The organism is Caloramator sp. ALD01 (genome assembly GCF_000472625.1).
Taxonomy (GTDB): domain Bacteria; phylum Bacillota; class Clostridia; order Clostridiales; family Caloramatoraceae; genus Thermobrachium; species Thermobrachium proteoclasticum.
This window is the reverse complement of record NZ_AXAA01000018.1, coordinates 1-5581: the sequence shown is the minus strand read 5'-3', so window position 1 is coordinate 5581 and position 5581 is coordinate 1. Positions and strand designations below refer to the sequence as shown.

Annotated in this window: 7 protein-coding genes and 1 tRNA gene; 7 read left to right on the top strand and 1 reads right to left on the bottom strand. The window is 35.2% G+C overall.

Annotation, left to right across the window (positions count from 1 at the left end; all coding sequences use genetic code 11):
- Positions 1-192: 192 nt before the first annotated feature.
- Positions 193-714, bottom strand: coding sequence for a phosphatase PAP2 family protein (locus A3M9_RS0108365; protein WP_027308828.1), 522 nt, complete (start codon positions 712-714; stop codon positions 193-195).
- 94 nt (positions 715-808) lie between these two features.
- Here A3M9_RS0108365 and A3M9_RS0108360 point away from each other — a divergent pair, with 94 nt between their 5' ends.
- The 7 genes from A3M9_RS0108360 (at position 809) to tuf (ending at position 5580) form a co-directional block, all read left to right on the top strand.
- The gene (locus tag A3M9_RS0108360) at positions 809-1222 is read left to right on the top strand and encodes a Mini-ribonuclease 3 (RefSeq protein WP_051350664.1); all 414 of its coding nucleotides are present in this window, start codon (positions 809-811) and stop codon (positions 1220-1222) included.
- A gap of 14 nt (positions 1223-1236) precedes the next feature.
- Positions 1237-2010: an FAD-dependent thymidylate synthase gene (thyX, locus tag A3M9_RS0108355; RefSeq protein WP_027308826.1), complete on the top strand. Its 774-nt coding sequence runs from the start codon at positions 1237-1239 to the stop codon at positions 2008-2010.
- Positions 2011-2024: 14 nt separating this feature from the next.
- Positions 2025-2801 carry a 23S rRNA (guanosine(2251)-2'-O)-methyltransferase RlmB gene (rlmB, locus tag A3M9_RS0108350; RefSeq protein WP_035166204.1) on the top strand — a complete coding sequence of 259 codons (777 nt, stop codon included), beginning with the start codon at positions 2025-2027 and terminating at the stop codon, positions 2799-2801.
- Position 2802: 1 nt separating this feature from the next.
- The gene (locus tag A3M9_RS0108345) at positions 2803-3321 is read left to right on the top strand and encodes an NYN domain-containing protein (RefSeq protein ID WP_027308824.1); all 519 of its coding nucleotides are present in this window, start codon (positions 2803-2805) and stop codon (positions 3319-3321) included.
- Between the two features lie 73 nt (positions 3322-3394).
- The gene (gene sigH / locus A3M9_RS0108340; protein WP_073248220.1) at positions 3395-4036 is read left to right on the top strand and encodes an RNA polymerase sporulation sigma factor SigH; all 642 of its coding nucleotides are present in this window, start codon (positions 3395-3397) and stop codon (positions 4034-4036) included.
- A gap of 64 nt (positions 4037-4100) precedes the next feature.
- Positions 4101-4176, top strand: a tRNA-Thr gene (locus A3M9_RS0108335).
- Between the two features lie 201 nt (positions 4177-4377).
- Complete coding sequence (tuf, locus tag A3M9_RS0108330) at positions 4378-5580, top strand: elongation factor Tu (RefSeq protein ID WP_027308822.1); 1203 nt, start codon at positions 4378-4380, stop codon at positions 5578-5580.
- Position 5581 lies beyond the last annotated feature (1 nt).

Sequence of the window (5581 nt, the reverse complement as noted above, 5' to 3'; positions counted from 1 at the left end):
GCGATGCCATCGTCCTGATGGCCGCTCGGCTCGGCACGTCCTGTGCCGAATTACGGACTTTTTCAAAGTCGAAAAGCAATAATTGCTAAAGCTCATGAAAGAGCCAATAGAAATCCTTTCAAGGGGCTTTTTTATACTTTAGCTAACAAGTGGTTTTGTCAACAATCTGATAGGGGCCTTAAGGCCCCTTATTTAGATTATAAAAGTAATGTATGAAAATAATGAACCGATAAACATACCAGCTAATACATCTGTTGGATAGTGGACGCCAAGGTAAACTCTTGAGAGTCCAACTAAAAGGGCAAGTGAGATAAATAAAAAGGATAAATGAGGAAGGAAGAAGGCTAATGTTGTAAAGACTGAAAAGGCAGCTGTTGTATGTCCAGATGGGAATGAGTAATCCTTAAGTTCTATATTAAAGGTTGAAAAATCTTTAATAATCCAACAGGGCCTTTGTCTTGAAAAGGCTTTTTTTATAAAATGTACACATATATGGCTTGTAGATAGCGATATTAGGCAATTTTTACCACATTCTTTCAAATAGGCATTTCCAAATAACATAAGCAAAACAGGCATCATAATAGTAAAGACTGGTCCACCAAGATGGGTTACTATTGGCATCAACTTGTCAAAAAGTTTTCGTTTGTATATTATATTAAAAGCATATAAAATTCTAATATCGTTTTCAAAGATAAAAGATTTTACTCTTTTCATATTAACCTCCAAATATTTTTATTAATATAATAATATATTTTTGTTATAATGGTGTAAAGTTAATATTAAATAAGATTAAGAAAGGGAGCATAAAATGTTAAATATTGACAAGTATATAGGACTTAGTGAAAGGGAAGTAGGACTACTTAACCCTATTATTTGGGCATATATTGGAGATGCGGTATATGAGATGTTTGTAAGAAGCCATCTTATTACAAAGGGTATAGTAAAGCCAAATCAAATTCATAGAGCTTCAATTATGTATGTAAAGGCTTCAAATCAAGCACAGTTTTTAAGGGAAATTGAACCTATTCTTACAGAAGAGGAACTTGATATAGTAAGGAGAACAAGAAATGCAAAGGTTGGACACGTTCCTAAAAATGCAAATTTGTTTGATTATAAGATGGCTACAGCCTTTGAAGGGCTTATAGGATATCTTTTTTTAACAAGAAGATATGAAAGACTTGACGAAATTATAGATATTACGTTAAATAGAATTAATATGTGAGGGATGGTGCTTTTATGGAATCAAAATTAAAAGTTAAGCTTTTGGCCTATACTCCTGATGCTGAAAAAATAGTGGCTTCAGCTGCGAAGTTGTGTTATAGTGCAGTTGGGGTTGAAGAAATTTCTAAAAAACTTGATGATGAATCAACACAGAAGTTTTTAAATATGCTTATGTCTTTAGGACACGAGTCTCCTATAGAACACATAAGTTTTACTTTTGCGATAGAGGGTATATCAAGAGCCTGCAGTCATCAGCTTGTAAGACATAGAATAGCTTCATATTCACAACAAAGCCAAAGATATGTTAGGCTTAATCAATTTGAGTATGTTATTCCTCCAGCAATTGCACAGAATGAGGAGGCATTGAATTTATTTATAGAGGCAATGAAGAAGGATCAAGAATACTATGACAAAATTGCGGCTATATTAAAGGAGAACCATAAAAAAAGATTAATTGAAGAGGGAGAAGATGAAAAGAGTGCTGAAAGAAGGGCTGAAAAGATGGCGATTGAAGATGCACGCTATGTTTTTCCAAATGCCTGTGAAACTAAGATTGTTGTTACAATGAATGCAAGAACGCTCTTAAATTTCTTTAATCATAGATGTTGCACAAGAGCACAATGGGAAATAAGACAGGTGGCGGATGAAATGTTAAAGCTTGTAAAACAAGTGGCACCAACTATATTTAAGTATGCAGGCCCATCCTGTGTAAAGGGTGTTTGTAAAGAGGGAAGTATGAGCTGTGGTAAACAAAAGGAGATTAGGGAAAGATATTTACAAAACATATAAAGGAGAGAAAGATTATGGATAAAAAAAAGAAGAAATCTGATTTTAAAAATGAAAATATGGAAAATATAGTTGAAGGGAAAAATCCTGTTATAGAGGCTTTAAAATCAGAAACTACAGTAGAAAAGATTTATATTGCAAAGGGTTTATCTCAAGAAGGGCCTATGAAACTCATAAATGCGTTAGCAAAGGAAAAGGGAATTCCTGTTATTGAAGTTGATAGAAAAAAGCTTGATGATATGTCTGTAATTAATGTTCATCAAGGGGTTATTGCACAGGTATCTCCTTATAAATATTCAACAGTAGATGAGATTTTAGAATATGCAAAAAATAAGGGTGAAGAACCCTTTGTAATATTGCTTGATGAAATTGAGGACCCCCATAATTTGGGTTCCATTATAAGGTCTGCTAATGTATTTGGTGCCCACGGAGTTATAATTTTAAAAAGAAGATCTGCATTAGTTACACCTACTGTTATAAAGGCATCTGCTGGGGCAGCAATGCACACAAAGGTTGCTAAGGTTACAAACTTAACTCAAACTATAAAGGAATTAAAGGAAAAGGGACTTTGGATAATAGGAACAGATATGGATGGCGAGGTAAGCTACAAAACAAATCTAAAGGGACCTATTGGACTTGTTATTGGAAGTGAAGGTAAGGGTCTTTCAAGGCTTGTTAAAGAAAATTGCGACGTAATTGTAAAAATACCAATGATGGGGGAAGTCAATTCCTTAAATGCGTCTGTTGCAGCAGGAGTTGTTATGTATGAAGTTATAAGACAGAGGGGAATATAAGGTGGAGTTTACAAGATATATGTTTGTAGATGGCTACAATGTTATAAATCAATGGAAGGTTTTAAAAAGTATTAAAGATGAAAATTTAGATTATGCAAGAGATAAACTTATTGATCTATTACAGGAGTATTCTGTTGTAAAAAATACACACATAATAGTTGTATTTGATGCACATCTTAAAAAAGGTAACATAGAGAGTAGACAAATGGTGGGGAGTATTGAGGTGGTATATACAAAAGAGGGTGAAACTGCCGATTGCTTTATAGAAAGAAATGTAGCTAAGTATTCAAAAAAAGGTCAGGTTTATGTTGTAACTTCTGATTACATAGAACAGAGAATAGTACTTCAGATGGGTGGTGTACGAATTACACCATTAGAGCTTTGGTGGGAGATAGAGTCTTTAAAAAAGGATGTTTACAAAAAGTCGAATGTTAGCTATAAAGATAAAACAATAACACTTGCTGATGTTTTAGATGATGAGATTTTGGAAAAACTTGAAAAAATGCGTCGAAAGCGTTGAAAATACTTGATTTGTGGAAGATTTAGCATTATAATTTAATTTAGTTAAGGCCTTTGATTTAGGGGGGGTTAAATTGAGTTATAATGTAGCTACACAAAATAAAATGTTGAAATATATTGATATGGTGGATGAAGAAATTGTTGAACTTGCCAAAAAGGGGGATACTAAAGCCGAGGAATATTTAATTAATAAATATAAAAATTATGTTAAATCAAAGGCTAAGAGTTATTTTTTGGTAGGTGCTGAAAAGGAAGATTTATATCAAGAGGGTATGATAGGTCTATATAAAGCGATTAGAGATTTTAGACCCGAGACTCTTGCTTCATTTAGGGCTTTTGCTGAAATATGCATAACAAGACAAATAATAACAGCAATTAAAACGGCAACAAGACAGAAACATATTCCTTTAAATAGCTACATATCTCTAAATAAACCTGTTTATGATGAAGAATCAGACAGAACTCTTATTGACGTTTTATCTACGATATATGTGTCAGACCCAGAGGAACTTATAATAAGCAGGGAACAGAGAAAAAAGATTGAAAGAAGAATGAGGGAAGTATTAAGTGATTTAGAGCTTGAGGTTTTAAGAAGTTATCTTAATGGAAAGACCTATCAGGAGATTGCCTGTGATTTAGATAGACATGCAAAATCCATCGATAATGCACTTCAAAGGGTAAAAAGAAAAATAGAGAAGCTATTAACAGAGGATTAATTATAATATTGACATATTTTTTTAAAGAGTGTACAATATAATACTGAAGTGTATTCTGAGCTTTGCCCATGTAGCTCAGTAGGCAGAGCGTCACCTTGGTAAGGTGGAGGTCGTCGGTTCAATCCCGATCATGGGCTCCATTATTTTACTTTTATGAAACACCAGGGTAAGTTTTTCTGTTAGACATATCGCCCCATTTAAAAATGGGCGAAAAAATAAAGTAGGGTATGAACAACCCGAAGTTACGCCTGTGGAGATTAAGAATCTGTGAAGCAGGAACCCAAAAAGGGAAGTTCAAATTTTGCTATATTTAAAACTATACATAAAGGAGGAGAAGAGAAATGGCAAAGGCACATTTTGAGAGAACCAAGCCACACGTAAACATAGGAACAATAGGACACGTAGACCACGGTAAGACAACACTAACAGCAGCAATAACAACAGTATTAGCTCAATACGGAAGAGCACAAGCAACAAAGTATGACGAAATAGATAAGGCACCAGAAGAAAAGGAAAGAGGAATTACAATCAACACAGCACACGTTGAATATGAAACAGAAACAAGACACTACGCACACGTTGACTGTCCAGGACACGCTGACTACGTAAAGAACATGATAACAGGAGCAGCACAAATGGACGGAGCAATCCTTGTAGTTAGTGCAGCAGATGGTCCAATGCCACAAACAAGAGAGCACATACTACTTGCAAGACAAGTTGGTGTTCCATACATTGTAGTATTCCTAAACAAGGCAGATATGGTAGACGACCCAGAACTAATCGACCTTGTAGAAATGGAAATTAGAGACCTACTAAACGAATATGAATTCCCAGGAGATGACACTCCAATCGTAGTAGGATCAGCACTACAAGCACTTGAATGTGGATGTGGAAAGAAAGAATGTCAATGGTGTGGAAAGATATTAGAGCTAATGGATACAGTAGACAGCTACATTCCAACACCAGAAAGAGATAGAGATAAGCCATTCCTAATGCCAGTAGAAGACGTATTCACAATAACAGGAAGAGGAACAGTTGCAACTGGTAGAGTAGAAAGAGGGGTACTAAAGGTAGGAGACGAAGTAGAAATCGTAGGACTATCAGATGAAAAGAAGAAGACAGTAGTAACTGGAGTAGAAATGTTCAGAAAGATACTTGATATGGCAGAAGCAGGAGACAACATAGGAGCACTTCTAAGAGGTATAACAAGAGACGAAATCGAAAGAGGTCAAGTACTTGCAAAGCCAGGATCAGTAAACCCACACAAGAGATTTGAAGGTCAAGTATACGTATTAAAGAAAGAAGAAGGTGGAAGACATACTCCATTCTTCAACGGATACAGACCACAATTCTACTTCAGAACAACAGACGTTACAGGTTCAATTAAGCTACCAGAAGGCGTTGAAATGTGTATGCCAGGAGACCACATCAACATGGAAGTTGAACTAATCACTCCAATCGCTATGGAAGAAGGATTAAGATTTGCTATCCGTGAAGGTGGAAGAACTGTAGGTGCTGGTGTTGTTGCTAAGATTTTTGAATAAT